General features: G+C 35.0%; 30 protein-coding genes. 12 read left to right on the forward strand and 18 right to left on the reverse strand.

Going from position 1 to position 25,293, the window contains the following annotated elements:
• Nucleotides 1–29: 29 nt before the first annotated feature.
• Entirely contained in the window at nucleotides 30–320 is a 291-nt protein-coding gene (locus tag MKS83_RS21795) for a putative quinol monooxygenase (protein ID WP_100374988.1), read from the forward strand.
• Between the two features lie 121 nt (nucleotides 321–441).
• Here the strand turns inward: MKS83_RS21795 and MKS83_RS21800 are convergent, their stop codons facing one another.
• Entirely contained in the window at nucleotides 442–1,713 is a 1,272-nt protein-coding gene (locus tag MKS83_RS21800) for a T9SS-dependent choice-of-anchor J family protein (protein ID WP_240581334.1), read from the reverse strand.
• A 96-nt stretch (nucleotides 1,714–1,809) separates the two neighbouring features.
• On the opposite strand from MKS83_RS21800, the gene MKS83_RS21805 reads away from it, so the two are divergent.
• From MKS83_RS21805 to def, 9 genes are all read left to right on the forward strand, one after another.
• Nucleotides 1,810–3,945, forward strand: coding sequence for a TonB-dependent receptor plug domain-containing protein (locus MKS83_RS21805; RefSeq protein ID WP_240581335.1), 2,136 nt, complete (start codon nucleotides 1,810–1,812; stop codon nucleotides 3,943–3,945).
• 10 nt (nucleotides 3,946–3,955) lie between these two features.
• Entirely contained in the window at nucleotides 3,956–5,056 is a 1,101-nt protein-coding gene (locus MKS83_RS21810) for an HmuY family protein (RefSeq protein ID WP_240581336.1), read from the forward strand.
• Nucleotides 5,057–5,079: 23 nt separating this feature from the next.
• Complete coding sequence (locus tag MKS83_RS21815; RefSeq protein ID WP_240581337.1) at nucleotides 5,080–5,958, forward strand: hemin ABC transporter substrate-binding protein; 879 nt, start codon at nucleotides 5,080–5,082, stop codon at nucleotides 5,956–5,958.
• Nucleotides 5,942–6,982 (forward strand): FecCD family ABC transporter permease, encoded by a 1,041-nt coding sequence (locus tag MKS83_RS21820; protein ID WP_240581338.1) that lies wholly within the window; start codon nucleotides 5,942–5,944, stop codon nucleotides 6,980–6,982. The genes MKS83_RS21815 and MKS83_RS21820 overlap by 17 nt, the downstream gene beginning before the upstream one ends.
• Nucleotides 6,982–7,752: a heme ABC transporter ATP-binding protein gene (locus tag MKS83_RS21825; protein ID WP_240581339.1), complete on the forward strand. Its 771-nt coding sequence runs from the start codon at nucleotides 6,982–6,984 to the stop codon at nucleotides 7,750–7,752. Before MKS83_RS21820 ends, MKS83_RS21825 begins: the two co-directional genes overlap by 1 nt.
• Before the next feature lies 1 nt (nucleotide 7,753).
• A complete protein-coding gene (locus MKS83_RS21830) occupies nucleotides 7,754–8,404 on the forward strand; it encodes a class I SAM-dependent methyltransferase (RefSeq protein WP_240581340.1) in 651 nt (216 codons plus the stop codon).
• Between the two features lie 4 nt (nucleotides 8,405–8,408).
• On the forward strand, nucleotides 8,409–9,437 hold the full coding sequence (locus MKS83_RS21835) for a hemin-degrading factor (RefSeq protein WP_240581341.1): 1,029 nt from the start codon (nucleotides 8,409–8,411) through the stop codon (nucleotides 9,435–9,437).
• Between the two features lie 236 nt (nucleotides 9,438–9,673).
• Entirely contained in the window at nucleotides 9,674–10,546 is an 873-nt protein-coding gene (locus MKS83_RS21840; RefSeq protein WP_240581342.1) for a ChaN family lipoprotein, read from the forward strand.
• A 239-nt stretch (nucleotides 10,547–10,785) separates the two neighbouring features.
• On the forward strand, nucleotides 10,786–11,415 hold the full coding sequence (gene def / locus MKS83_RS21845; RefSeq protein ID WP_240581343.1) for a peptide deformylase: 630 nt from the start codon (nucleotides 10,786–10,788) through the stop codon (nucleotides 11,413–11,415).
• A gap of 2 nt (nucleotides 11,416–11,417) precedes the next feature.
• On the opposite strand, the gene MKS83_RS21850 is transcribed toward def, so the two are convergent.
• From MKS83_RS21850 to MKS83_RS21880, 7 genes are all read right to left on the reverse strand, one after another.
• Nucleotides 11,418–12,065, reverse strand: a complete 648-nt coding sequence (locus MKS83_RS21850) for a hypothetical protein (protein ID WP_240581344.1) — start codon at nucleotides 12,063–12,065, stop codon at nucleotides 11,418–11,420.
• A gap of 54 nt (nucleotides 12,066–12,119) precedes the next feature.
• Nucleotides 12,120–13,241: a lactonase family protein gene (locus tag MKS83_RS21855; RefSeq protein WP_240581345.1), complete on the reverse strand. Its 1,122-nt coding sequence runs from the start codon at nucleotides 13,239–13,241 to the stop codon at nucleotides 12,120–12,122.
• 44 nt (nucleotides 13,242–13,285) lie between these two features.
• Nucleotides 13,286–13,534 (reverse strand): hypothetical protein, encoded by a 249-nt coding sequence (locus MKS83_RS21860; RefSeq protein ID WP_240581346.1) that lies wholly within the window; start codon nucleotides 13,532–13,534, stop codon nucleotides 13,286–13,288.
• A 123-nt stretch (nucleotides 13,535–13,657) separates the two neighbouring features.
• Nucleotides 13,658–14,080, reverse strand: coding sequence for an organic hydroperoxide resistance protein (locus MKS83_RS21865; RefSeq protein WP_240581347.1), 423 nt, complete (start codon nucleotides 14,078–14,080; stop codon nucleotides 13,658–13,660).
• Nucleotides 14,081–14,515, reverse strand: coding sequence for a MarR family winged helix-turn-helix transcriptional regulator (locus MKS83_RS21870; RefSeq protein ID WP_240581348.1), 435 nt, complete (start codon nucleotides 14,513–14,515; stop codon nucleotides 14,081–14,083). It abuts the gene before it with no gap.
• A 29-nt stretch (nucleotides 14,516–14,544) separates the two neighbouring features.
• Nucleotides 14,545–15,177, reverse strand: coding sequence for an NAD(P)H-dependent oxidoreductase (locus tag MKS83_RS21875; RefSeq protein ID WP_240581349.1), 633 nt, complete (start codon nucleotides 15,175–15,177; stop codon nucleotides 14,545–14,547).
• A 268-nt stretch (nucleotides 15,178–15,445) separates the two neighbouring features.
• Nucleotides 15,446–15,919, reverse strand: a complete 474-nt coding sequence (locus MKS83_RS21880) for a hypothetical protein (RefSeq protein ID WP_240581350.1) — start codon at nucleotides 15,917–15,919, stop codon at nucleotides 15,446–15,448.
• Nucleotides 15,920–16,032: 113 nt separating this feature from the next.
• Between MKS83_RS21880 and MKS83_RS21885 the strand changes: the two genes are divergently transcribed.
• The gene (locus MKS83_RS21885; protein ID WP_100375005.1) at nucleotides 16,033–16,785 is read left to right on the forward strand and encodes an SDR family oxidoreductase; all 753 of its coding nucleotides are present in this window, start codon (nucleotides 16,033–16,035) and stop codon (nucleotides 16,783–16,785) included.
• Nucleotides 16,786–16,817: 32 nt separating this feature from the next.
• Here MKS83_RS21885 and MKS83_RS21890 read toward each other — a convergent pair whose 3' ends face one another.
• The 3 genes from MKS83_RS21890 to MKS83_RS21900 all read right to left on the reverse strand — a co-directional run bounded on the left by MKS83_RS21890 (nucleotide 16,818) and on the right by MKS83_RS21900 (nucleotide 18,721).
• Nucleotides 16,818–17,309, reverse strand: coding sequence for a hypothetical protein (locus MKS83_RS21890; protein WP_240581351.1), 492 nt, complete (start codon nucleotides 17,307–17,309; stop codon nucleotides 16,818–16,820).
• Nucleotides 17,309–18,037, reverse strand: a complete 729-nt coding sequence (lipB, locus tag MKS83_RS21895; RefSeq protein WP_240581352.1) for a lipoyl(octanoyl) transferase LipB — start codon at nucleotides 18,035–18,037, stop codon at nucleotides 17,309–17,311. The genes MKS83_RS21890 and lipB overlap by 1 nt, the downstream gene beginning before the upstream one ends.
• Nucleotides 18,038–18,136: 99 nt before the next feature.
• On the reverse strand, nucleotides 18,137–18,721 hold the full coding sequence (locus MKS83_RS21900) for a Crp/Fnr family transcriptional regulator (RefSeq protein WP_240581353.1): 585 nt from the start codon (nucleotides 18,719–18,721) through the stop codon (nucleotides 18,137–18,139).
• Between the two features lie 132 nt (nucleotides 18,722–18,853).
• Here MKS83_RS21900 and MKS83_RS21905 point away from each other — a divergent pair, with 132 nt between their 5' ends.
• Nucleotides 18,854–19,747, forward strand: coding sequence for an SDR family oxidoreductase (locus MKS83_RS21905; RefSeq protein ID WP_240581354.1), 894 nt, complete (start codon nucleotides 18,854–18,856; stop codon nucleotides 19,745–19,747).
• Nucleotides 19,748–19,790: 43 nt separating this feature from the next.
• Here the strand turns inward: MKS83_RS21905 and trpA are convergent, their stop codons facing one another.
• The 7 genes from trpA to trpD all read right to left on the reverse strand — a co-directional run bounded on the left by trpA (nucleotide 19,791) and on the right by trpD (nucleotide 25,288).
• Nucleotides 19,791–20,525 carry a tryptophan synthase subunit alpha gene (gene trpA, locus MKS83_RS21910; RefSeq protein WP_240581355.1) on the reverse strand — a complete coding sequence of 245 codons (735 nt, stop codon included), beginning with the start codon at nucleotides 20,523–20,525 and terminating at the stop codon, nucleotides 19,791–19,793.
• Between the two features lie 75 nt (nucleotides 20,526–20,600).
• Nucleotides 20,601–21,785 carry a tryptophan synthase subunit beta gene (gene trpB / locus MKS83_RS21915; protein WP_240581356.1) on the reverse strand — a complete coding sequence of 395 codons (1,185 nt, stop codon included), beginning with the start codon at nucleotides 21,783–21,785 and terminating at the stop codon, nucleotides 20,601–20,603.
• A gap of 4 nt (nucleotides 21,786–21,789) precedes the next feature.
• Nucleotides 21,790–22,335, reverse strand: a complete 546-nt coding sequence (locus tag MKS83_RS21920; RefSeq protein ID WP_240581357.1) for a hypothetical protein — start codon at nucleotides 22,333–22,335, stop codon at nucleotides 21,790–21,792.
• Nucleotides 22,336–22,401: 66 nt separating this feature from the next.
• Nucleotides 22,402–23,028, reverse strand: a complete 627-nt coding sequence (locus tag MKS83_RS21925) for a phosphoribosylanthranilate isomerase (protein WP_240581358.1) — start codon at nucleotides 23,026–23,028, stop codon at nucleotides 22,402–22,404.
• Nucleotides 23,028–23,810: an indole-3-glycerol phosphate synthase TrpC gene (gene trpC, locus MKS83_RS21930; protein ID WP_240581359.1), complete on the reverse strand. Its 783-nt coding sequence runs from the start codon at nucleotides 23,808–23,810 to the stop codon at nucleotides 23,028–23,030. Before trpC ends, MKS83_RS21925 begins: the two co-directional genes overlap by 1 nt.
• 114 nt (nucleotides 23,811–23,924) lie before the next feature.
• Nucleotides 23,925–24,236 carry a GIY-YIG nuclease family protein gene (locus tag MKS83_RS21935; RefSeq protein ID WP_240581360.1) on the reverse strand — a complete coding sequence of 104 codons (312 nt, stop codon included), beginning with the start codon at nucleotides 24,234–24,236 and terminating at the stop codon, nucleotides 23,925–23,927.
• 65 nt (nucleotides 24,237–24,301) lie between these two features.
• Nucleotides 24,302–25,288: an anthranilate phosphoribosyltransferase gene (gene trpD, locus MKS83_RS21940; RefSeq protein WP_240581361.1), complete on the reverse strand. Its 987-nt coding sequence runs from the start codon at nucleotides 25,286–25,288 to the stop codon at nucleotides 24,302–24,304.
• Nucleotides 25,289–25,293 lie beyond the last annotated feature (5 nt).

The raw sequence follows: 25,293 nt of genomic DNA on the forward strand, positions 1-25,293 counted from the left end.
TTTACATTTACAGTAATAAAAAACAAAGCATGAACTTACATATCGTTGCGCTTTTCAGGTTTAATGAAAACTATCTGATGGAAGCGGTTGAATTGTTTCAGACCTTAGTGAAAGAAACAAGAAAAGAAGAAGGATGCCTTCAATATGATCTTATTGAGGATAAAGACAACAAAGGCACTTTCTTCCTGGTTGAATTATGGGAAAGCGTAGAACATCATAACCGTCACAACGGACAGGACCACCTGCTGGATTTCCGAAGAGATTCTTCAAAAATGTTGGAAAGCTCTACACAGGTTTATAAAGGATTTAAGATTCTATAAATTCAGAGTCCCAAAATAAGAGTTGTAAATTGATAAATTAATTTCAAATATCCGACTGATACAAAATTTAAAAGGCTGTTCACCGAAGTGAGCAGCCTTTTATTAGAAAAAATAGAAAGTATTATTTTTTAATGAATTTCGATTGAGTAAGACCTCCTTTATTATCTTCTGAAACAAAGATATAAACGCCTGTTGCTAAATTAGAAATATTAAATCTGTTGTTGTTAACAGCTCCTTGAACGACAAGATTCCCTGATGCAGAGTAAACTTTGATAGATTTTACGTCTGATTTTCCTACAAATTGTAATTCATTATCTGTATTGATAGCAAAATTTGAACTATTATTGTTTGATTTTGTTTCGGATGTTCCCAAAACAGACATTACATCATAGATAACATCATCTACATATACCGCAGAATGATTTGCTGCTCCTGTAAATTTCCATGCAATATACTGTTTAGCAGAAGCAGGAACGTCCAAGGTAAATGTTTGTGGGGTTGTATTTGAAGTTGTTATGGTGATCGGAGCTCCTAATGAAGTGAAAGTAGACATATCTGTAGGGTTAGAAACTAAGCCAACTTCAAGAGTAGAATTTCCATTGGCACTTGTAGATACACCAGTTGTATATCGTAATTTTTTACTCCCATCCGGCGCTACGATTTTGGGAGCGATAAGATATGAAGTTGTACCTGCTGTATTGGCTGCATAAAACTGAATAGCACTACTTCCGTTATTTGTTGCGATGTATACATTATATGGTACGGTTGCAATTACTTTATTCCAGCCCATTTGAGGAATTGCAGAAGTTCCTGAAGTAAATGCATTAAAATTTTCGTTGATGGTTCCTACTGCAGGAATATCATATACTACATTGTCAATCAATGTTGCGGTATGGGCAGCCGTAGGAGTAATTTTAAAAACAATATATGAAGATGTAGACGCAGGTATATTTACTGTATAATTTTGTGCGGTCACACTAGAAATTGAAATTGGATTTCCAACTGCAGTAAATGTTGTCATATCTGCCGGGTTCGATGCCAGTCCAATTTGAATTGTTGAAGTTCCTGGGGAAGTACTTACCAATCCTGAAGAAAATGTTAACGTTTTATCTCCCGTTGGAGCTACGATTTGAGGCGTTATCAGATAAGATGGAGCAGTTCCGTTATTACCTGCATAAGACTGAACCGCTTTGTTGGTATCTGCAGTCACAATCATCATTGGAGCCGGAGGATAAGGAAGCGGATTGGTTGCCAATTGAACGGACCATCCATTTTGTGGAAAAGTAGTGTTCCCGCTAGTAAAGTTATCAAAGTTTTCATTAATTGTTGCTACTTGAGCATGAACGTTAATAGCAGTAAAAGCTAAAGCTCCTAAAAGTAGTTTTAATTTCATGATGTTATTTTTATTTAGAATTATTCCACAAAAGTATATAATTATTTTTAACTATTCTAAATAAAATATTATATTTGTCAAAAATTTTTAGCTTTCATGGAGAAGAAAATACTTTCAATAGTATCATTATCCGCATTGGTTTGGGTACATGCGCAGGAAAAAGATTCTTTACATCAGAAAAAAATTGAAGAGGTTGTCATTACCGGGCAATATACTCAGCAATCAATTAATAAATCGATTTATAAAGTTGAGGTAATTAACGCAGAGCAGATCAAAAATATGGCTGTTACTACGGCTGCTGAAGTTTTAAATCAGAATCTTAACATTCAAATTGTGCCTGACTCAGGAGATGGCAACTCCAGTGTGAGTATTATGGGGCTTAATGGAGCTTACACCAAAATCCTTATCGATAACATTCCTGTTGTGAATGACCGAGGAAGCGGGAATCAGACAGATCTTAGCAAGATTAATGTCAATAATATTGAACGTATTGAAGTTGTAAAGGGAGCAATGGGGGTTGAATACGGGAATAATGCTGTGACTGGGGTAATTAATATTATTACCAAAAAGAATTATACTAAAAAGGTAACAGCCAATCTTTCTCTTCAGGAAGAAACGGTAGGTAAAGACTATGATTGGTTCAAAAAAGGAAACGGAAGACATGTTCAAAATTTAAATCTGGGGTATAGAATTAATGATAACTGGTCTGTAACTGCGGATATTAATCATAATGATTTTCAGGGGTATAAAGGGAAGTATAACGGGTATAAATATTTTACCGAATCAAATGACGGTTTGAGAGGTTACGAATGGCTTCCGAAAGATCTGCTTACAACGAATGCAGCGATAAGATATGCTAAAAACAATACGACTTTGTTTTATAAAATTAATTATTTGAAAGAAGATATTAATTACCGTAATCAAGTTGTACAGGATTTTCCTTTAGGAGGAGGTGAGAGAACTTATATTGCCAACGATAAAGATTATTTTACGAATAGATGGATTCATCAATTTAATATTCAGACAAAATTGGGAAGAATCAACTACATGGGAGATTTTTCTTATCAGACACAAAAAAGAGAAAGTCAGGATTATAGATATGATGTTCCCAATAGAACTGAAATTTCAAGAGCCTCTAAAAATACGTATTACGATTCTAAGGTTTTGTATTCGAGAGGGATGTTTAGTAATTTCTTAAACAGCGAAAAGTTCAATTTTCAATTAGGATATGAGCTAGACAGAACAAGTGGTTTTGCAACAGGTTCTACGGTTGCTTATAATCCTCAGGAAATCAACAATGTTAATAGAGCCATTTTCAGTTATGCCAATTTTATTTCGGCAGAATGGAAAGTAACGGATGATTTATCATTAAGACCGGGGTATCGTCTTGCTTTAAGTGACAGATTTGATTCTCAAATGAATTATTCGCTAACAGCAAGGTATAGTACTTCTGAAAAATCAGATTTACGTGCTGTTTTTGGTTCATCCAATAGATTTCCTACTTATGAAGAATTGTACACTTATGTGGTAGATGCTAATCATGATATCAGAGGAAATGAAAATCTAAAACCTGAAACAGGGTATTCATTAGGTTTATTCTGGGATTACAAACTGGCCAATGCTAATGCTTGGAAATTTGATGTAAGTCTTTCAGGAATGTATCTTGATGTACAGGACAGGATAGAGAATGTAGTTGTCAGCAACAGTCCTTTAAAATACACCTATTTAAATATCAATAAATATAACTCTTTATTATTTGGGGGAGGTTTTACAGCAAAACGAAATAATTTTTCTTTAAATGCCGGGGTTTCTGTGATGGGGATTTCTCAGGAGCTTATTTCGGGTAATGTGACCTCGCCGGATGATTATAACTTTTATGCAGAAGCTAATTTAGGAGTGAACTATACACTTCCTAAAACCAATACCTTATTTGCGTTATATTATAAATACACTGGAAAAAGTAAGCAGTTTACTTTGAAAGAAAACGGAAATGTAGCAGCAGAACCGGTTTATATTCTTGGTGAAGTAGGAAGTTTCAATATGTTAAACTTCACAATTTCTCAGCCTTTCTTTAACAATCATTTTGAAGTAGCTGCAGGTATTAAAAACATTTTTAATGTTGGAACAATTAGAAATACTGTAATTCAGGGGAATGCACATACCGCTGCTGCAGGAGATCAAAACCTTTTCTACGGCAGAAGCTATTTTGCCAGACTTAATTATAATTTTTAAAATACTGAAAATGAAAAAAATATTAATGGGATTATTGTTGGGGACAGCTTTGATTTCTCAGTCATGTATCAGCGATAATGAAGATCCAATTGCAGTTTCACCCATAGATGGGGCTTTAGTAAATGTGAGTGTAGGTGGGGCAACACAACCTAATCAGGTTTGGTTTGACCTTAGTGAAAATAAAAGAGTCTTGACTAAAAGAACGGACTGGGATCTTGCTTTCTATTCAGGAAATGAATTTAAAGTTATAATGAACTCTTCTATCCAGATGGCGGCGGCGAAAATTCCAAATGCTACTAATATTGATGCGGTTACTGCAGCAAGTGTGGCTTCTCTGCAAACAGAAGTTCAGGTGGCTAATTTTAATCCTTCCAATGAAATTTATATTGATGATGTGAAAGGAAACTTCCCTTCAGGATATACAGCAATAGGAGAAGTAAAAGCTTTGGATACGGATAATGGAATTTACCTTCTCAATATGGGTAAAGATATCTATCAGGGGAATGTAGCTGTAGGATCTGTCACGTATAGTGGGGATGCAAGAGGCTGGATGAAAATTCAGGTTACGAGATCAGGAGAAGGGTATAAAATAAAGTATGCGGCACTTGATGATACTTCGCACAAGGAAATTACCGTTACAAAAAATACTTCTTACAATTATAATTTTGTAAGCCTCAAAAATAATAAAGAAGTTTTTATTCAGCCTGAGAAAAAGAAATGGGATCTGTGTTTCACAGTATTTACAAACACAATTACAGGAGCGGGAAGCTATGTTTATGCAGATTTCATCAACAATAATAATGTAGGTGGAGTAGGTGCTTACGAAGTAAAAGTAACGGCTCCTGAAACTGGAGTTAATGCTTATAATAATTTTAAAGCTTCAGATATTGACCCGACTAAATTTGTTTACAATGACCATCGAGTAATCGGATCTAACTGGAGAGGAACGGCTAGTGCTCTGGAAGTGTATGGTGATCGTTTTTATGTAATTAAAGATTCAGACGGATATTACTTTAAGTTACGATTTACCAGACTTACCAAAGCAAATACAGACGATCAGGGAGTTGCGGGTGAGAGAGGTTTCCCTTCTTTCGAATATAAGCCTTTATAAAAATAATCAAATAATAGTATATCATGAAAAAATTCATTTTGGCAGCATCTGTTCTTGTTGCAGTATATTCTTGTAAAAAAGAAACCCAGAAGCCAACTGAAAATACTACAGAAGTTTCTTCTGAAGCTCCAAAATCAAATAATAAAATTGTAACGCTCAACGGTGGAATTACAGAAATTGTAGCTGCTTTAGGTCATGAAAAAGAAATTGTAGGAACAGACGTTACGAGTACCTATCCGGAATCTTTGAAAGCTAAGGCTAAAGATTTAGGTCACATGAGATCAATGACCATTGAGCCGATCATGGCGGTTTCCCCGACACTGATTTTAGCTTCTGATAAAGATATCAACCCTGAATTAATGGGAAAAATTAAGTCTTCAGGAATCAAAACTGAGGTGTTCAAGCAAGAATTTACAGTTGACGGAACTAAAAAATTAATTGCTGAGGTTGCAAAAGCTGTTGGAAACACAGACTATCAGAAGCTTAATGATAAAATCGATGCCGATTTAAAACAGGTTCAGCCTATTGCTAAAAAGCCGAAAGTTTTATTCATCTATGCAAGAGGAAATATGCTGATGGTTTCAGGTAAAAATACACCCATGGCTGCATTGATCGGACTTGCAGGTGGAGAAAATGCCGTGAATGACTTTGAAGATTTCAAGCCATTGACTCCCGAAGCAGTTGTAAAAGCAAATCCAGATGTATTATTCTTCTTTACAAGTGGACTACAGGGAGCAGGAGGAAATGAAGGCGCTCTTAAAATGCCCGGTGTGTCTCAGACCAATGCAGGAAAAAATAAAAAAATTATTGCAATGGACGGTGGCTTGGTTTCAAGCTTCGGACCAAGATTAGGGGAAGCTGCTGTTGGATTAAACAAACTTTTAATTGAAAACACAAAGTAAACTATACTTTTACATTACAATAAGTGCCATACTGCTTGTTATTATCGCAGTATGGTCACTTAATACCGGGGTTTACGACTTTGGAGGTAAATCTGCGTTTGAAGTGTTGGGAAAAGTAATGAATGGAGATCCGGGGGTATCGCTCAGTGATAAATATATAGTTTGGGACGTAAGAGCTGCCAGAATTATCATGGCGATTCTCATTGGAAGTATGCTTGCCGTTTCCGGAACAGGATTACAGGGATTATTTAAAAATCCTCTGGCAACAGGAGATTTAATAGGATTGACATCAGGAGCAACATTACTTGCCGCCATTACCATTGTTTTAGGAGGGTATTTTAAGCAGTATCTTCCTGAAGCCGTACAATTTTCATTGGTAGGTATTGCCGCTTTCATCGGGTCTTTTTTATCAATGTTGCTGGTATACAGAATTTCCACGAGCGGAGGAAAAACAAATGTGGTCATGATGTTGCTAACCGGAGTTGCCATTACGGCTATCGGTTTTTCCATTACAGGTTTTTTGATCTATATTTCAAAAGACGACCAGTTGAGAGATTTAACATTTTGGAATTTGGGAAGCTTAGCTGCTGCAACCTGGACGAAGAATCTGATTCTGACAGTAGTTTTAGTTATTTCCTATATCATTTTATTGCCTAAAGGAAAAGCACTGAACGCGATGATGTTAGGTGAAAAAGATGCACAGCATTTAGGAGTTAATGTTGAACGATTAAAAAAACAGATTATCATTATCACTGCATTAATGGTAGGAAGCAGTGTTGCATTTTCAGGGACGATTGGTTTTGTAGGTCTCATTGTGCCCTATATTCTGAGACTTTTATTTAAATCGAACTATTCCTTTATTTTACCATTATCGGCAGTTTGCGGAAGCATTTTGCTGTTGACGGCAGATACGTTCAGCAGAAGTATTGTAGAACCTTCAGAATTACCGATCGGCATTTTGACAGCCTTAATGGGAGGCCCTATTTTTATTGCTATTTTAATTAAATTCAAAAAGTCACTGTAATGATAAAGGCACATCAGATAAGCTACAAACATAAGGAATTCCATATTCTGGATGCTGTTGATGTTCATTTGGAATACGGTGAATTTTTGGCCATTGTAGGTCCGAACGGAGCCGGGAAATCAAGTTTGTTAAGTGTTTTGGCGAATGAAGTAAAGTCTAAGCATCAAATTTTATTTAAAGATAAAAATATCAGTGATTGGCAGGTGGGAGAACTTTCAAAACATAAAGCGAAATTTTCTCAACACAACAGCAACGATATTCCGCTTGAAGTAAAAGATGTCGTGATGATGGGACGGTATCCGTATTTTGATGCTCAGCCGAAACAGGAAGATCATGAAGCGATGAACCATATGATGTACGAAACCGATGTATATCACCTAAAAGACAGGGATTACAATACATTATCAGGAGGCGAGAAACAGCGTGTTCACCTTTCCCGGGTAATGGCACAATTACAGAACGATATTGCCCACAAACTCATGTTTCTTGATGAACCATTAAATAATTTAGATATAAAACATCAATACAAGGCTTTAGAAATCATTAAAAATTTTACTAAAAAAGCTAATTCTGCAATTGTCGTTCTCCATGATCTGAATCTGGCGGCACAGTTTGCAGATAAAATTTTATTGATGAAATCTGGGAAAGTTTCCGCGTATGGAACACCATCGGAGGTTTTTACCGCTGAGAATATCAGCAAAGCCTATAACTTTCCCTGTACCATTTGCGACCATCCAATCACAAATAACCCCATGATTATTTTTGGATAATATGGAAAAAGAAGACTTAAAAATATTAGCTCAGCATCTTGCCAATCCCGAAGGAGAAAAAGGAATTGAAATCGGTGAGATGATGAATGCTACGAACATAGGAATGACGCTGGAAAGCATCAAAACGCTTTTAATCGAAGACGAGGAAGCCATTCTTGAAATCGGCCATGGCAACGCAGCCCACGTTAAAAGTATTTTAAACAAAGCCCGGAATGTAAAATATACAGGTATTGATATTTCTGAAACCATGCATCATGAGGCCAAAAGACTGAATGAAGAATATAAAAATCAGGCAGACTTTGTACTGTATGAAGGTGAAAAATTACCTTTTGAAGACAGAGTTTTTGATAAAATATTTACAGTAAACACGGTTTATTTCTGGAAGAAACCCATTGAATATTTAAATGAAATCTACAGAGTACTGAAAGACAGCGGAACATTTGTTTTGACTTTCGGACAAAGAGATTTCATGGAGGAGCTGCCTTTTACTCAATTTAATTTTACATTATACAATACGGACGAAATGGAAGAAACCGTTTCTAAAAGCCATTTCAAAAGAATGAAAATCTCCGAAAAGAAAGAAGAGGTAAAAAGCAAGACAGGAAACGAAACAATCACAAGAAATTATACAGTTTTAACCATAAAAAAATAAAATAATGAGCACATTAGTAAATGATCTTAAGGAAAAATGGGAAGCATTAAAAGCTGAAAATCCACATATAAGAATCAGAAATGCAGCTGCAGAACTTGGAGTAAGTGAAGCTGAATTATTGGTAACCAATGTAGGAGAAGGAGTAACGGTTTTGAGACCGGAATTTAAAGAAATTCTGACCGAGGCTGAGCAATTAGGAAAAGTGATGGCTCTTACCCGTAATGAAGAGTGCGTTCACGAGAGAAAAGGCACTTATCTGAATGGAGATTTCAGCAGCCCGCATGCACAACTTTTTGTGGGGGAGGATATTGATTTGAGAATCTTCTTAAACCATTGGAAATTGGCTTTCGCAGTGGTGGAAGGAGACCGAAAAAGTCTACAATTCTTTGGTAAAGACGGATTGGCTTTACACAAGATTTATTTGACAAAAGACAGTAATGAAGGAGCTTTTGATGCTATTGTTGCAAAATTTAAAGCAGAAGATCAAACTTCAACATTCGAATTTGAAACGGTGGCTCCAAAAGCTGAAGAAAAAGCAGATGCTGAGATTGATATAGAAGGTTTTCAAAAAGCCTGGACAGAGTTGAAAGATACCCACGATTTCTTCATGATGACAAGAAAATTCGGAGTAAGCAGAACTCAGGCGTTAAGATTGGCGCCAGAAGGATTTGCTAAAAAAATCGACAATGCAAAAGTGGTAAATGTGCTTGAAGATGCTTCGGAAAAACAATTGCCAATCATGGTATTTGTAGGAAACAGAGGAATCATCCAAATCCATACGGGAACGGTTAAGAAAACACTTTGGCACCAACAGTGGTTCAATGTAATGGATCCTGATTTCAATTTACACCTTGACGTTACAAAAATTGCTGAAGCGTGGATTGTAAAGAAACCAACGGAAGATGGAGAAGTAACGGCTATTGAAGTATTTAATAAAGAAGGAGACTTTATCGTTCAGTTCTTTGGGAAAAGAAAACCAGGAATTCCCGAATTGCAAGAGTGGAAAGACCTTGTGGCAGACTTGGAAAAATAAATAGTTAGATAATTTTTATAATAAGGCCGTTTTGTTATTGCAGGGCGGCTTTTTTATTAAGTAAAAAGGTTAACTTATAAATTTGTTAGAATCTCCCTCTGTCATTCTGAATGGAACGGAGTGAAATGAAGAATCTTTTTTTATTTTTATAATGAATAGATTCTTCCTTCGTCAGAATGACAATCAGCCGTCCAATTGCTGTTTAAATATTTAATTTAAAACTATAAAAAATAAAAATGAGAAATATTTTCATCGCTGTATTGCTTGTTGTTTTTGGTTTATGGAGTGCCCAAAATTTCAAACCATATCAGTTTTATGATAAAAAAGGAAAAGAGATCGAGGTTGAAAAATTAGTGAAAAAGTTAGCTGATTATGATGTGGTTTTCTTTGGTGAAAATCATAATAATTCGATCAATCATTGGCTTCAGCTCAAAATTACGGAAGCTTTGTATGCTCAGAAAAACGGTCAGTTGATTTTGGGAGCAGAAATGTTTGAAAGAGATAATCAATCTCAGTTAGACAAATATCTAAACGGGAATTTTGATGCTAAAACCTTAAAAGATTCCGCACGTTTATGGAATAATTTCACAACAGATTACAAACCTTTGGTTGATTTTGCGAAAGAGAAAAAGCTGAGCTTTATTGCAACAAATATCCCTAGAAGATATGCCTCTCAAACGTCAAAAGAAGGACTGGAATCTTTGAATAATTTATCCGAAAAAGAAAAAACATACATTGCACAATTACCAATAAAAGTAACGTTGGACACACCCGGTTATCCTGAAATGAAATCGATGATGGGAGATCATGTCGACGGAACAAAAGTAATGAATTTTATTTCTGCTCAGGCTATAAAAGACGCTACAATGGCGGAATCTATTCTGAAAAATATTCAACCAGGAAAAACATTCATCCATTACAATGGAAATTACCACAGCAAAGAATTTGGCGGAATTTATTGGTACATCAAACAGAAAAATCCGAACCTGAAAATGGCCGTGATCTCTGTCTTTGAATCTGAAAATCCTGAATTAAAAGTTCCTGAAAAAGATTATATTCCAACGGATTTCAATCTGGTTATTCCGAGTGATATGACGAAAACGTATTAAGAAAGAGCCAGGTAAAAAGTAAAAAGAACCAAGTTTGAAAAGCAGAGAAATCATTTAATCGTAAAATTATCAATAGGAACGGGCTTTAGCCCGTTTTTATATGCGTAAGGTTTGTCATTCTGAGTGAAGCAACGCGAAGTGAAGAATCTTTAGAACTAGGTAGACTCTTCACTTTGTTCAGAATGACAATCATCATTTTTAACAGACATTAGCTATCTTTGTATAACATCCTTTAAAAAATGAAAAAACTATCTTTTCTTCTCATACTTTTCATCGGCTTATTCCATGCTCAGAAACTGACTTCCAACGAGATTTCAATCATCAATCACGGTGATATTAATGCAGCATTACCAATATATCAAACAACGGATGAACATCAGCATAAAACGTTACTAAATCTTTCCACAGAAATCGATCCGCTGGATAAAAACACAGCAGTTTTGGTTAAAAGAATGAAAGAATCTTTGCTGTCAACCGACGGCGGAGTAGGAATAGCAGCACCTCAAGTTGGGATCAATAGAAAAATTATCTGGGTTCAGCGTTTTGATAAAAAGGGCGAACCTTTGGAGTATTTCATCAATCCTGTAATTGTCTGGAGATCAGAATTACAGAATCTCGGTCCGGAAGGAGATCTATCGATTCCTGATTTCAGAGACCAGTTTTACAGAAGCAAAGTGATTCAATTGGAATATGTTGATTTAAAAGGTCAAAAATATTCAGAAATTGTAGAAGGCTTTACTGCGGTCATCTTCCAGCACGAAATCGACCATCTTTTCGGAATTTTAATTTCAGATAAAAAAGAAAAAGAGAAAAACGATTCTTATAAAAAAGTGGATGCCTTCAAGAAAAGTGATTCTGTGACAAGATAGATTTAGTTTAGATTATTCTTCTGTTTATTATTAATATCTTTAACCATTTTAATAATTTCTAGGAAGTCATCTTCTTTTTTAAAAGCTTTTATCTTTTCAATAACTTCAGGGTAATCTTTGAACAGAATATAGAGATTTTCTTTTGCCTTTTCATATTTCTTTTCTTTCATTCTTATCATATAAGGGTAAGCATATAACTTTTTATCAGGATCACTGGAATCCTGAAAAACAAAATTCGGATAATCTTCTGCGACTCTTGCGATCGCATTATAACCTCTTATAGAAGTAAAATAAATATTGAATTTTCCTTCAGAAATGACTTCTCCAAAGGTTTCCGTAATTTTTGTCGGACTTCCAACTAAAGCATAATTTTCGGCATAGGCAGAGAAATTGTATAAAGGGACAAATTTCATGTTTTCCGAAGAAAAGCTTACAATATCATAAGGTGTATACTTTACAGGTTTTTCTTTTTCGGCTGTTCTGAAACTTAATTTATCATTCTGACTCGGGTACCATTTGATCTGCCCGCTGAGTTCGGACTGATCCTTGAGTGTTATCTTTCCATCGGTAAACTCTGTGGCAAAAGCATACTTTTGGGCATAAGAAAAAATTGTACTTACAACTAAAATTAGACTGAAGATTTGTTTCATGATATTGGTGTTGTTTGAAATCCAAAAATATTAAATTATTTCGGTGTTGAAGCATTAATATCTCCTGATTTGGACACAGGAAACACTTTTTATTTTAATCTTTCTACCTACTTTTTTCAATAACCCGTTCTCAGGGTTTCTCTTAAAAACAACTACAGTTCCAGTTCCTGCATTGGTAGCTACCAGAAATTTTCCACTGGGATCAAGTCCAAATACTCTCGGGTGTTTTCCTTTTATTGACTGATAACCGACTGTTTTCAAAATCCCGTTCTTCTGGATAGAAAATATGGCAATATTGTTTTCAATACCTCTATTGGATGCATATAAAAATTTTCCGTCGGGAGAAATATGAACATCCGAGCTTTCAAAGTCCTCTTTATATTTTTCGGAGTGAGTATTGATTCTTTGGATGGGATTCAGTTTCGCGTTTTCGTAAGAATAAGCACTTACTGCCCCGCCCATTTCTTCAATACAATACGCAAACTTTCCGTTCGGGTGAAAAGCAAAATGTCGCGGTCCACTTCCTAAAGTGGTTTTTGTGAATGGAACTTTAGCAGCTTTTAAAGGCTCATTACTATCACTGTTAAACTGATAGGTTCTGATTTTATCAGCTCCCAAATCAGGAAGAAACAGATAATCAAATTCAGGAGAAAAAATAGTAGCATGAATATGTGCCCGTTCTTGTCGGCCAGGATCTATACTTCCTTCCAAAAATTGAAAATTTTGAACATAAGGTTCTATTTTTCCGTTTTCTGAAATGGGGTAAACAGACACGCTGCCTTCCGTATAATTTCCGTTGACCAGCCACTTTCCGTTTTTATGAACAGTCAGATACACAGGATTTTCACCTCCGCTTTTTTCCTTGTTGATGAAAGTTATTGTTTTATTTTCTCTGTTGAATTCAAAACTACTTACACTTCCGCCGTTTTTTGTTTTGCTTTCGGTGCAGGCAAAAATGTATTTTCCATCCGGAGACAAAGTAAGAAAGGAAGGGTTTAAAATTCCTGTATAAGAAGTGAGTTTCAATAGTTTTCCGCTGATGGTATCTAGTTCATATACATAAATTCCTTCTGTATCTTTATCGCGGTTGAACGAACCAAAAAATGCGTAGGTGTTTTGGGAATAGAAATATAACCAGCCACAAATGGTAATGGTTAAGGTAAGGATTTTTTTCAATTTAGTAGAAAAGTATGTATCAAAGTTAAAAAAGGATGTGGAAGTTATTTCAAATCTCTTGATTTAATTTCATTTTCCAGCTCTCTGCTGTCGGTTTTATTTTTGATTAAAAAAAATACAAAGACTAATGGAAAAAGAGTGAAAAACGTAAAGCCATTTTTTACAGCTCCGTATATTGAAATTCCAATTAAAAACCCGATAAGTACTGCATTGATAATAAGTTGTGTTTTTAAATTTTTCCTTTTGTCTAATAATTCCTGATCACTGTATTTTGCAAATTTTTCTTCTTTCATTATCTGATGTTTTAATGTTGTTTGATGATTCTATAAAATTAATTGTTTTCTTCAGAAGAGCTCTTAAAAAACAAAAAAATCCGCTTCCAAAGAAACAGATTTTGTATAATTAAAAAATTGATCCTAATTGTTTGTTACCGATAACTTCACTTCAATATTATTTCTTGTGGCATTCGAATAAGGGCATATTTCGTGGGCTTTTTCCGTTAAAGCCTGTGCTTCTTCAATCGAAACTCCGGGAATATTCACATCCAGTTCAACGGCTAATCCGAAACCTCCGTTTTCTAATTGTCCGATGCTTACTAATGCTGTAACGGTTGTTTCTCCGGTTTTTGTTTTTGATAAGCTAATGACTCTGTTCAAAGCACTGTCGAAACACGCTGAATATCCTGCTGCAAAAAGCATTTCAGGATTGGTAAAATCATCGTTTGCACCACCTAAAGCTTTTGGCATTCTTACTTCTAAATCAAGAATTCCGTTTTCACTTTTTACCTGGCCGTTTCTGCCTCCTTTTGCGGTAACTTTTGTTGTATATAAGGTTTTCATTTATTTTTCTATTTTGTTTAATATTTTTTGGACACTTTCTTTCAGCGCTATCCAGTCTTCTTTCGTGACATCTATTTTGCTGTGAATCTTTTCGGGAATCTCACATGCCTTTTGCTGAAGAGCCTTCCCTGATTCTGTGATGAATACTTCAACCACTCTTTCATCTTCTTTTTTCCTTTTTCGCTGGATAAATCCTTTGGCTTCCAATCTTTTTAAAAGAGGAGTCAATGTACCGCTGTCTAAATACAGTTTTTCTCCAATGCTGTTCACAGCAAGACCATCATTTTCCCACAACACCATCATGACAAGATATTGAGGATAGGTAATGTCGAGCTCATCAAGAAACGGACGGTAAAGTCCTGTAATCTCCTTCGCGATTACATAAAGCGGGAAGCAAATTTGATTTTTTAATTGTAAAGATTCTGAATTTTCCATACGATAGAAAAATGAAAATTGATGATTGTTTATTTTTTAATGATGAATTCCTCCATCGGAATACGAACTTTCTTCATAGAAGCCAGCCAGTCTTTCTCTTCGTCTCTGTAACCAAGATAAAGCAAACTTACACTTTTTAACCCTAATTCTTTTAAGCCCAGAATTTCATCAACGATCTCATTGCTGAAACCTTCTGCAGGAGTACTGTCGATTTTCAGTTCTGCTGCCTGAGCCAGAGCAAAACCTAATGCAATATAAGTCTGTCTTGCGGTGTGGGCAAAATGTTCTTCAGGTGTCTGTGCCCCATATATTTCTTTTATTTTATCCGTATAGCTTCCAAAACGTCCTCTTGGCAATTCTCTTACATCGGTATGATAATCATAAACTTTGTCGATTTTTTCATCAGAATAACTGTCCCAGGCTGCAAATACCAAAACATGGGAAGAATCTCTCATGACTTCAGGATTCAAAGCGCCCTGAACCATTTTTTCTTTTAATTCCTGATTTTCCACTACAATAACACGGAACGGCTGTAAACCGGATGAAGTAGGAGCTAATCTTGCTGCCTCTAAAATAGTATGTAAATCTTTTTCTGAAACTTTTTTAGTCGGATCGTATGCTTTTACGGCATGTCTCCATTCTAAATCTTGTAGTAATGACATATTGTTTTTATTTTAAAATTATTTTTTACTGATATTGTCTATGCAAATATATAGCCAATTAAATTGTGCGCAATTTAATTTAGTAAAATTTAACATTTGAAAAAATCTATAATAATTATTAATGAAAATTTAACTTATTGATTTTAAAATTATAAATAAAAAAAAACTGTATCAGTTTGATACAGTTGGTAAACTTTCTGAGCAAAGAAATTTGAAAATAGGGTGATTAATAAAAAAGGGTTTGGTAAAATTAAAATAAAGGATATGATTATTTTATTTTAATAAACTTTACTGTTGTTTCTTTTTTTTGATGATCTTTAAACCCTATTGATATCGTGTCCAGTTTATCTCTCTGGTTAATGTCATCATAATTAAGACTCAAATTAGAGTCGTGAATTCCTCCGTTGTCCGCATGAAAATTGATAAATTGACCATAGTCATCCTCCATAGCCAGCATTTTTTCTCCAGTTTTTATATTTTTCAGTTTTATAATAAAGGAAAAAAAGTTTTTATTGATTGTCAGATCTCTTTTAGAATTAAACTTAAAGGTTGTAAAAGCATCTTCTAGGTAATATTTTGAATTATTGATGATTACATATCTTTGAGAAGGCCTGTAAATATGAATTAATAATTTATCATTTTTTGCCTCTTCAATTGTACTGGGCAGAGAAGTGAGATCAGAACCTACACATGAATATAAAAAAAGAGCTGTTGATGAGAGGAGAAATTTTAAAATTTTCATTCGAATGTTTTTTTCAAAGATACTTAATAAAAAAACTGAATTCCGCAAGAATCGGATTTTTTGAGAACCGCTGTTTTTGAAACTTTGCATTAGTATTTTTTAAACGATAAACAATGCAAAGATTTACAAACAAATCTGCCTTAATCACAGGCGGAACAAACGGGATGGGATTCGCAACGGCACAACAATTGATCAGGGAAGGCGGAACGGCGATTATTACAGGAAGGAGCGAGGAAACCGTTAACAAGGCATTAAAAGAATTAGGGAAAAATGCTTTCGGAATTGTTTCCGATGTCGGAAATATAAGTGACTTAATGAATCTCCGAAATGAAGTCAAAAAATACACGGAGAATATTGATTTGGTGTTTGCCAATGCAGGTTACGGAAGATTTTCACCGATCGAAAATGTGGACGAAAATCATTTTGATGAATTGTTTAATATGTTGGTGAAAGGTTCTTTTTTCACGGTTCAGCAGATGTTACCGTTGATGAAAAAAGGAAGTTCTGTGATTTTCAATACCTCCGTTGCTACTGAAATTGCGATGCCCAATTTTTCAGTTTATTCTGCGGCAAAATCAGCGGTACAGTCTTTTATCAAAACATTTGCAACGGAATTGACAGAAAGAGGAATCCGGGTAAATGGAATAAGCGCAGGTCACATCAAAACGAATATTTTTAACAATACCGGTCTAAATTCAGAACAAATTGAAGAGGCGGTCAAAAATATTATTCCTACTATACCTTTTAAAAGACAAGGAGAAGCATCAGAAATTGCAAATGCGGTACTTTTCCTGGCATCGGAAGAGGCTTCTTATATTCATGGCGCAGAACTGAAAGTGGATGCTGGGATTTCTGTAATAAGATAAGTGTATTTATCTATTCAATATTCTGAAACCGATTATTGTATGGCATTAAGTACTTCTTTAGCCTTTTCATCAGTTATCCAGTCAATGATTCTTATCGGTAAATTATTGTGAATAAATATAATTGAAAAAGTAGAATCCGACCATGAGAAATGATAACGAACATTATATTTTGTTCTTTCTATTCTAAAGTCTTCAATATCTATTTTTTGAACCTCGGTTCTGTAATAGGTTTTAGGTTTACAGAATAATTTATATTTTTTAGTAACAACAATCTTTCTAGAATCATATCCTAAAACTGTCTTTCCGAACGTATTCCAAAGCCAGAAATACAAAAAGAGTAGGAAAAATGCCCCAAAAGGGACCGAAATACTGGCATAAGAAAATAATGAAAGCCAAACTGAATCTTCCTGAAAAGCTGAAAGCTGAAGAAGAATAAATATAATAAAACTGGTAAGTAACAGTCCGAATCCGAAAAAGATTGTTACAAACCAGTTTGTTTTATTTTTGACCGTAATAGTATTCATTATTTATTCACCAATTCTGCCTCAAAAACATCCGTAAAATGTTTTCTGATTTTAGCTTTAATATCTTCCATTTCTTCGGGAGTCAAATCTCTTTCAAGCTCTCTTTTTAAAGAAGTGACTTGCTTATCTTTGATTCCACAAGGAATGATGTATTCAAAATAACGCATATCCGTATTCACATTCAAGGCAAAACCATGTAAAGTTACCCAGCGTGAAGCTTTTACACCCATCGCACATATTTTTCGGGCGTAAGGTTTTCCTACATCCAGCCAGACTCCCGTTTCTCCTGGAGAGCGTTCTCCTTTTAAACCGTATTCTGCAATGGTTCTGATAATCACTTCTTCAAGATTTCGCATGTATTTATGAATATCCGTAAAGAAATTTTCAAGATCTAAAATAGGGTAGCCCACAATTTGCCCGTACCCGTGATACGTAATATCTCCGCCACGGTTTACTTTTACGAAAGTGGCATCGATTTCCTTTAACTGATCCATTCCGGCCAGCATATTTTCTTCATGTCCGCTTTTTCCCAATGTATAGACATGTGGATGTTCAACTAAAAGAAAATGGTTGGGAGTTGTGCTATGTTCTTCTGCAGGTAAGTTGCGATTCTTTATTTTCGTATCAATAATATCTTTCATCAGTTTTTCCTGATAATCCCAAGCGGGTTGATATTCTTTTATGCCTAAATCTTCGAATTCTACTACTTTATTCTGAATTGTGTTCATACCATTTTTTGAATACACAAATTTAGTGATTTTTATGCTTGTATGGAATGGACAAAATCTATAGTATTTATTCTTGAATCTCTATTTTGTAAAGTTTAATCAGACAGTTTTCAGGATTTGCCTTCTTACTCTTGACAACGTTTCTCTCGACATCCCAAGATAAGAGGCAATCATATGCAGAGGAACTCTGTTGAGCAAATCAGGATGATTTTTAATAAAATGTAAATATTTATCTTCGGGAGTACTGCTGATATTCACCAGCAGCCTGTTATTGATTTCCATTGTTTTTTTTGTTAAAAGCTCCTCAATAAAGATACTGAGGGTAGGAATTTCTTCCCGAAGCTGATGGAAATCCTCAAGATTGAATACAAAAACTTCTGAAGGCTCCAATGCTTCAATATTCAGTTTTGAAGGCATATTAGTATAGAAACTTTCAGGATCTGTAGTCCAAGACATTTCATTTACAAACTGCAGAATATGCTCACTTCCATCTTCGGAGATAGAATAATTCCGGAGAAGTCCTTTGGCAACAAAAATTTTTAAGTTACAGATATCTCCCTGCCTGCAAATCATTTCCTTACGTGGAAGCGTGATTAATTTACTTTTTTCTACAATTAAATTAAACTTTTCATCCGTTAAATCAGGAAGAACCTTCTGGAAATATTTTTTAAAGATTTCTGACATTTTTAAATAGAAATTATGTTTAAAATTACTCCTTTTTAATGAAACTGTGGTGAAATTGTGTCAAATGACCTATTTTTAAGAATACAGTAAAGCTACATTTGTACTAGAAATTTTTAACACAATACATATAATATGAAAGTTTTTGTAACAGGAGCTTCAGGATTTGTAGGCTCTGCAGTCGTAAAAGAATTAATAGCAAACGGACATCAGGTAACAGGATTGGCCCGCTCAGAGGAATCTGCGAAATCTATTTCAGAAGCCGGAGCTGAAGTTCTGATGGGAGATTTGGAAAATTTTGATATTCTACAGAAAGGAGCGAGAGAAGCAGACGGGGCTATTCACACTGCTTTTATTCATGATTTTTCGGATTATCAAAGTAACGCGCTTAAAGATGAAAAAGCTATTGAAGCTATGGGAGAAGTCCTCAAAGGAACGGATAAACCTATTGTTGTTACAGGAGGAACACTGGGGTTACCGCTTATTAATGGAAAAATCACTGAAGAAAGCAAAGCACCTGCGGAATCGGTCCGGTTTTCTGAAAAAGCTTTTGTGAGTTTGACGGAAGCAGGTGTTAATGCATCTATTGTACGTCTTTCTCCAAGTGTTTATGGGAATTCTGAACATGGTTTCAAAGGAGGTTTCGGCGTGATACTGGCAGAACTGGCAAAAACTAAAGGAACAGCAGCATATATAGAAGATGGAAGCAATGTTTGGCCTGCAATTCATCGTCTGGATGCTGCGAAATTGTTTCGTTTAGCGCTCGAGAAAGGAGAAAAAGGAGCAAGATACAATGCTGTTAACAATGATAAGCAGTTATCCATGAAAGAATTTGCAGAATATATAGGTGAAAAGCTAAATATTCCGGTACAATCTTTTTCTAAAGAAGAAGCCTCACAATATTTTACCTGGATGACATATTTTGTACAGGAAAATTGTCCGGCAACAAGTTTGCAAACCCAGGAAAAACTGGGTTGGAAACCTTCCGAGAAAAGCTTTTTTGAGGAATTAGAAAAGTATTTCTTTTAAAAGATAAACAGTCTTATTTCTCAGGGAATAAGACTGCTTTTTTTTAGTTCTTTATATTTTTGATGAAGCTCTGCGCTTTGTCTTTCCAATGTTGATTTTCTAAAAGGATTTTCACAAAAGCTGTTCCGATGATTCCTCCGTCTGCTTTTTCGGTTACGCTTTCAAAATCTTTTTTTGATTTAATTCCAAAACCGATCATGACAGGATTTTTTAAGGGGAGAGAAGCCAGTCGCGAAAGATATTCTTCATTACTCAAAATGGTATTTTCATTTCCGGTGGTTGAGGAAGAGCTTACGGCATATAAAAATCCGGAACTTAAAGAATCCAGATAGAGAATTCTTTCGTCTGAAGTTTCCGGGGTCACCAGAAATGTGAAATTGAGATGGTGTCTTTCTAAAATTTCTTGATAATTTTTCTCAAATTCAATAGGAGGCAAGTCAGGAATAATTAGCCCTGAAACTCCACTTTCAGCACATTCCCGACAAAATTTTTCAAATCCGAAACTTAAAACAGGATTGATATATCCCATTAAAATAACCGGAATTTTTATTTCGCCTTTAATGGATTTTAACTGTGAAAATAGTTTTTCAATATTCATTCCGTTTTCCAACGCCCGTTCATGAGCCTGTTGAATAACAGGTCCATCTGCAACAGGATCTGAATAAGGCATCCCGATTTCGATCATATCTGCTCCGGAATCCTGAATAGTTTTTATAATATCAGCAGTGTCTTCCAACTGTGGAATGCCTGCGGTGAAGTATATGTTGAGTTTTTTCATTTTTTAGAAGTTAGAAGTTAGAAGTTAGAAGTTAGAAGTCAGCAGTGAGAAGAATGAATATTGGTTTAAGGTTATTTACCTTCTCATTTGCTTTAAATACGTTTCCATATCTTTATCGCCTCGACCACTCAAACAAATCACGACCACATCATTTTTCTTAAATTCTTTCTTTTCTAAAACCGCCAAAGCATGAGCACTTTCCAGTGCGGGAATAATACCTTCCAGTTTTGTCAGTTCAAATGCAGATTGTAAGGCTTCATCATCATTAATACTAAAAAACTCGGCTCTTTTTTCTTTAAATAAATGGGCGTGAAAAGGTCCAATTCCGGGATAATCCAAACCTGCTGAAATAGAGTGGGGTTCAATAACCTGCCCGTCTTCCGTTTGCATCACCAAACTTTTACTTCCGTGTAAAACACCCAAAGTCCCTAAAAAAGTTGTTGCCGCTGATTTTCCTGAATCAATTCCAAAACCACCTGCTTCCGCGGCAATGATTTTTACATTTTCTTCCTCTACAAAATGATAGAAAGTCCCTGCTGCATTACTTCCGCCACCAACACAGGCAATGATATAATCAGGGTTTTGTCTTCCGATATGTTCGAAGAGCTGCTCTTTAATTTCTTTTGAAATAATACTCTGAAAACGGGCAACCAAATCGGGAAAAGGGTGTGGACCGACCACACTTCCAATCACATAATGTGTTGTTGACGGATTATTGATCCAGTCTCTTAAGGCTTCATTTACAGCATCTTTTAATGTTTTTGAACCTGACGTTGCGGCTATTACTTCAGCTCCCAACATTTTCATTCTTGCCACATTCGGGGCCTGTCTCTGAATGTCGATTTCTCCCATATACACAATACATTCAAGGCCTAACAAAGCACAGGCTGTAGCAGTAGCCACTCCATGTTGCCCGGCTCCGGTTTCCGCGATGATTCTGTTTTTACCCAGACGTTTTGCCAGTAAAACCTGTCCCAAGGCGTTATTGATCTTGTGAGCTCCGGTGTGATTCAGATCTTCTCTTTTTAAGTAAATCTGAGCATGGTATTTCTGACTTAAATTTTTAGCGAAATATAAAGGAGTAGCCCGCCCGACATAGTTTTTTAATAAATCCTGATATTCCTTTTGAAAATCTTCCGATTCAATGATTTTAAGATAGTTTTTCTGTAATTCTTCCACATTAGGATAAAGCATTTCCGGGATGAAAGCTCCGCCAAATTCTCCATAATATCCGTTTTCATCGGGGTTTTTATAATTCATTTCTTTATTCTTTAGTGATTAAATAAGCATTATTCTTATCGCTCAGCTGGCTGAGCTGTTCTTTTCTTTTTGCTGAAACATTAAAAATCAAAATATCATCGTCCTCCGAATTTATCCATTCAGTTCCTATATTTTCTTTTATTGTTTTGGCTTTATCATATAATATTTCAACATTACATTTTTCATAAAACGGACGAAGTTCCTGATGACAGAACCCAATAGTCTCTATATTATTTTTGATCACATAGTCCCTGAAATACTCAACAAGCTTAGCTCCATATCCTTTTTTCTTCTGAGCTGCGACAAGCCCGACAGCTTCTGCAAATGGCAGCTGTGTTCCTGAAATTTCCAATACGAAATCGTAATTAACACGAATGAGAGACAGGATATTTTTATCAGCATCCAAGAGAATGTGAAATGCTGAATTTTTGAAAAATGTGCGAAAATAATCAGATTTCATTGAGTTCCAGGATGAAATATCCCAAAGCTGAAGAATATGCTCAATTTCCGTTTCAGTTAATTCAGTGATCTGTTTTACTTCATACTTCATATTAATAAATATTTTTTGCTTTTTGGGGTGTTTTTGTGTAGCTCCTGTTTAGGAGAATTCTTTATGTTAAGATATAAATCTTTTTATTTTGCTGATGTCTTTATTGCCAGGTTCTGTTTCAAATCTTGAATTGATATCCAGGGCAAATGGTTTCTGCTTGAGATGCTTAATGTTTTCTATATTTTTTTCTGAAATACCACCGCTCAGCAAATAGGGAAGTGGGATTTCCATTGTGTTTAAAATATTCCAGTCAAACTGTTTTCCAGTTCCGCCAAATGCTTTGCTGTCTGTATCAAATAAGAAATAGTTGATGATTGATAGGTTCTGATTGATAGATTTCTGCAATTCATTTGGAGGTTGATTTCCTATTCTGATTACTTGAATTATTTTAATCTCTGGGTTGATTTTTTGTTTTAGTTTAACAATAAAGTCCTCACTTTCATCTCCGTGAAGCTGGATGAAATTTAAATCTGCTTTTTCGGATATTTCAATAATTCTTTCGACAGTTTCATTGACAAATACACCAACCTTTCCATGATGCCGAATCTTTGAAATTTCTTCTAAATCCAGATGATCCAAAACATATCGCGGGGATTTTTCATAGAAAATAAAGCCCAGAAAGTCTGTGTTCAAAGAAATCAATTCCTGAACCTGATCTAATCTCGTCAAGCCGCAAACTTTAATTTTAGCCATTATTCAATTCTTATATTGGAAATAAATTCTTCAAATGCTTGAGCAGGATTTGTATTTTTCATAAAATATTCACCCATTAAAAAGCCATCAAATCCTTTTTCTTTTAAATAAAGATAATCCTGAATGTTGTAAATACCACTTTCTGCTACAGATAAGACGTTTTCGGGAAGCAGATTTTTCAATTGAACTGAATGTTGCAGATCAACTTTAAAATCTTTTAAGTTCCGGTTGTTAATTCCCACCATCTCTATATTCGGGTTATAATGTTTTAGTTCATTTTCCGTATGGATTTCCAACAATACTTCCAGCCCCAATTCATGAGAGAGCTCGGTAAATTCCAATATCTGTTGTGGTGAAAGGCAAGCTGCAATAAGCAATACGGCATCGGCTCCCATATTTTTTGCTTCATAAAACTGATACTCATCAATCATAAAATCTTTTCGCAGAATGGGAATATGGATGTGATTTCTCACATTTAAAATATCTTCAAAGCTTCCCCCAAAAAAGTCTTTATCCGTTAAGATTGAAATTCCGCTTGCCCCTAACTTTTCGTACGCAGAAACAACTTCTAATGGCGAAACTTTATCATTAATTATTCCTTTGGAAGGAGATTGTCTTTTAAATTCGGCAATAATTCCGGATTTTGATTTTATGGTTTCTTTTAAAGAATAGGTTTCTCTTCCGAAAAATTCTGAATCTTTCAGCTGTTGCAAAGAAATTTTTGATTTTGAATCCGAAATTTCCTGTTTTTTTCTTTCTATTATTTTGTCAAGAATTGTCATTATGTTTTAATTTTCAATCTGTCATTTCGAACGCAATGAAATGAAGTGAGAAATATATTCTTAGCTTACTTAGTCCTTCATTGGAACGATAGAGATATAATTTTTAGCTTGTGATTATTCAATCGAATCATTTAAAAAATCCCAATTCTGATTAAAAGTATTTACTAATTTATCTTTTTTTATTCTGGAATAACCTTTAATTTGTTTTTCTCTTGCAATTGCCTGTTCTATATCTTGAAAATGCTCATAATAAATCGGATAAAAGCATTTGTATTTTGTTGTAAAATGTAATTTATCTCCTTGTTTAGGATTATTATGCTGATGAAGTCTAATTTTCAAATCGTTAGTAACTCCGACATAGAGAACGGTTTTATTATAATTTGTCAAGATGTAAACGTAATAGTTATGAGTTCCAAAATTTTTCATTTGTTTGTGTTAGATTTTTCACTTTACTGCGTTCCGTTCTGAATGACAATTAAAGTTCATTATTATTAGTTTATCAAAGAGTCCAAGCTGTTCAATGCTTTACCACTAAACAAACTTTCTTTCGCCAAATTCAAACAATTCTCATAGTTTCCAAACTTATTGGTATGATGCAATGCAACTGCAGCATTGGCCAAAACAACCGCATTTTGCGATTCTGCACCTTTTCCTTCCAAAATATTTCTGAAAATTTTTGCGGTTTCCTGCGTGTTCTTGCCGGCTTCTATACTTTGAGGAGTAACGGCTTCAAAACCAAGTTCTTCCGGTGAATAGATTTTTTCTCCTTCTTTTGTAATAATCTTGCTGTCCTGTGTTAAGCTTATTTCGTCATAACCATCCATTCCGTGAACCAAAACGAAATCTTTTTCATCTTTTTGCAGCAGATACTGATATATTCTTGCAATTTCCAGATTGTACGTTCCAATCATGGAATATTTGGGTTTTGCAGGATTTACTAAAGGACCTAATAAGTTGAAAAATGTTCTCAGTCCTAAAGATTTTCTCAAGCTTACCACAGATTTTAAAGCGGGATGAAAATAAGGAGCATGTAAAAAGCAAATATTGGTTTTTTGCAGATCGTCATTTAGTTCTTCTGAACTAATTTTGAACTGGTATCCCAGCTCTTCTAAAAGATTAGAAGCTCCGGTAATTGTTGAAGCTCCATAATTTCCGTGTTTAATTACTTTTTGTCCTGTTCCTGCAATCACGAAACTTGCCAACGTAGAAATATTGATCGTATTTTTTCCGTCGCCGCCGGTCCCAACAACATCAATGGCGTCACTTGCATCCAGATCTACAGGAACAGCCATTTGTAATAATGCTTCCCTAAAGCCTTCCAGCTCCGGTAATGTGATGTTTCGCATCAGGAAAATACTTATAAAGGCAGTAACTTCTGTTGCGTTGAACTTATTTTGGGCAATCTCAATCATGATGGCCTTTGCCTCAGATTTGGACAAAGTATGGTGATTGAAAAGATATTGCAGAATTTCTTTCATATTAT

This window comes from Chryseobacterium sp. Y16C (assembly GCF_022488405.1).
GTDB lineage: Bacteria > Bacteroidota > Bacteroidia > Flavobacteriales > Weeksellaceae > Chryseobacterium > Chryseobacterium geocarposphaerae.

Coding starts and splice junctions, on each gene's coding strand:
- MKS83_RS21795 (WP_100374988.1), top strand. CDS start 30: ATGAACTTACATATCGTTGCGCTTTTCAGGTTTAATGAAAACTATCTG.
- MKS83_RS21800 (WP_240581334.1), bottom strand. CDS start 1,713: ATGAAATTAAAACTACTTTTAGGAGCTTTAGCTTTTACTGCTATTAAC.
- MKS83_RS21805 (WP_240581335.1), top strand. CDS start 1,810: ATGGAGAAGAAAATACTTTCAATAGTATCATTATCCGCATTGGTTTGG.
- MKS83_RS21810 (WP_240581336.1), top strand. CDS start 3,956: ATGAAAAAAATATTAATGGGATTATTGTTGGGGACAGCTTTGATTTCT.
- MKS83_RS21815 (WP_240581337.1), top strand. CDS start 5,080: ATGAAAAAATTCATTTTGGCAGCATCTGTTCTTGTTGCAGTATATTCT.
- MKS83_RS21825 (WP_240581339.1), top strand. CDS start 6,982: ATGATAAAGGCACATCAGATAAGCTACAAACATAAGGAATTCCATATT.
- MKS83_RS21830 (WP_240581340.1), top strand. CDS start 7,754: ATGGAAAAAGAAGACTTAAAAATATTAGCTCAGCATCTTGCCAATCCC.
- MKS83_RS21835 (WP_240581341.1), top strand. CDS start 8,409: ATGAGCACATTAGTAAATGATCTTAAGGAAAAATGGGAAGCATTAAAA.
- MKS83_RS21840 (WP_240581342.1), top strand. CDS start 9,674: ATGAGAAATATTTTCATCGCTGTATTGCTTGTTGTTTTTGGTTTATGG.
- def (WP_240581343.1), top strand. CDS start 10,786: ATGAAAAAACTATCTTTTCTTCTCATACTTTTCATCGGCTTATTCCAT.
- MKS83_RS21850 (WP_240581344.1), bottom strand. CDS start 12,065: ATGAAACAAATCTTCAGTCTAATTTTAGTTGTAAGTACAATTTTTTCT.
- MKS83_RS21860 (WP_240581346.1), bottom strand. CDS start 13,534: ATGAAAGAAGAAAAATTTGCAAAATACAGTGATCAGGAATTATTAGAC.
- MKS83_RS21865 (WP_240581347.1), bottom strand. CDS start 14,080: ATGAAAACCTTATATACAACAAAAGTTACCGCAAAAGGAGGCAGAAAC.
- MKS83_RS21870 (WP_240581348.1), bottom strand. CDS start 14,515: ATGGAAAATTCAGAATCTTTACAATTAAAAAATCAAATTTGCTTCCCG.
- MKS83_RS21875 (WP_240581349.1), bottom strand. CDS start 15,177: ATGTCATTACTACAAGATTTAGAATGGAGACATGCCGTAAAAGCATAC.
- MKS83_RS21880 (WP_240581350.1), bottom strand. CDS start 15,919: ATGAAAATTTTAAAATTTCTCCTCTCATCAACAGCTCTTTTTTTATAT.
- MKS83_RS21885 (WP_100375005.1), top strand. CDS start 16,033: ATGCAAAGATTTACAAACAAATCTGCCTTAATCACAGGCGGAACAAAC.
- MKS83_RS21890 (WP_240581351.1), bottom strand. CDS start 17,309: ATGAATACTATTACGGTCAAAAATAAAACAAACTGGTTTGTAACAATC.
- lipB (WP_240581352.1), bottom strand. CDS start 18,037: ATGAACACAATTCAGAATAAAGTAGTAGAATTCGAAGATTTAGGCATA.
- MKS83_RS21900 (WP_240581353.1), bottom strand. CDS start 18,721: ATGTCAGAAATCTTTAAAAAATATTTCCAGAAGGTTCTTCCTGATTTA.
- MKS83_RS21905 (WP_240581354.1), top strand. CDS start 18,854: ATGAAAGTTTTTGTAACAGGAGCTTCAGGATTTGTAGGCTCTGCAGTC.
- trpA (WP_240581355.1), bottom strand. CDS start 20,525: ATGAAAAAACTCAACATATACTTCACCGCAGGCATTCCACAGTTGGAA.
- trpB (WP_240581356.1), bottom strand. CDS start 21,785: ATGAATTATAAAAACCCCGATGAAAACGGATATTATGGAGAATTTGGC.
- MKS83_RS21920 (WP_240581357.1), bottom strand. CDS start 22,335: ATGAAGTATGAAGTAAAACAGATCACTGAATTAACTGAAACGGAAATT.
- MKS83_RS21925 (WP_240581358.1), bottom strand. CDS start 23,028: ATGGCTAAAATTAAAGTTTGCGGCTTGACGAGATTAGATCAGGTTCAG.
- trpC (WP_240581359.1), bottom strand. CDS start 23,810: ATGACAATTCTTGACAAAATAATAGAAAGAAAAAAACAGGAAATTTCG.
- MKS83_RS21935 (WP_240581360.1), bottom strand. CDS start 24,236: ATGAAAAATTTTGGAACTCATAACTATTACGTTTACATCTTGACAAAT.
- trpD (WP_240581361.1), bottom strand. CDS start 25,288: ATGAAAGAAATTCTGCAATATCTTTTCAATCACCATACTTTGTCCAAA.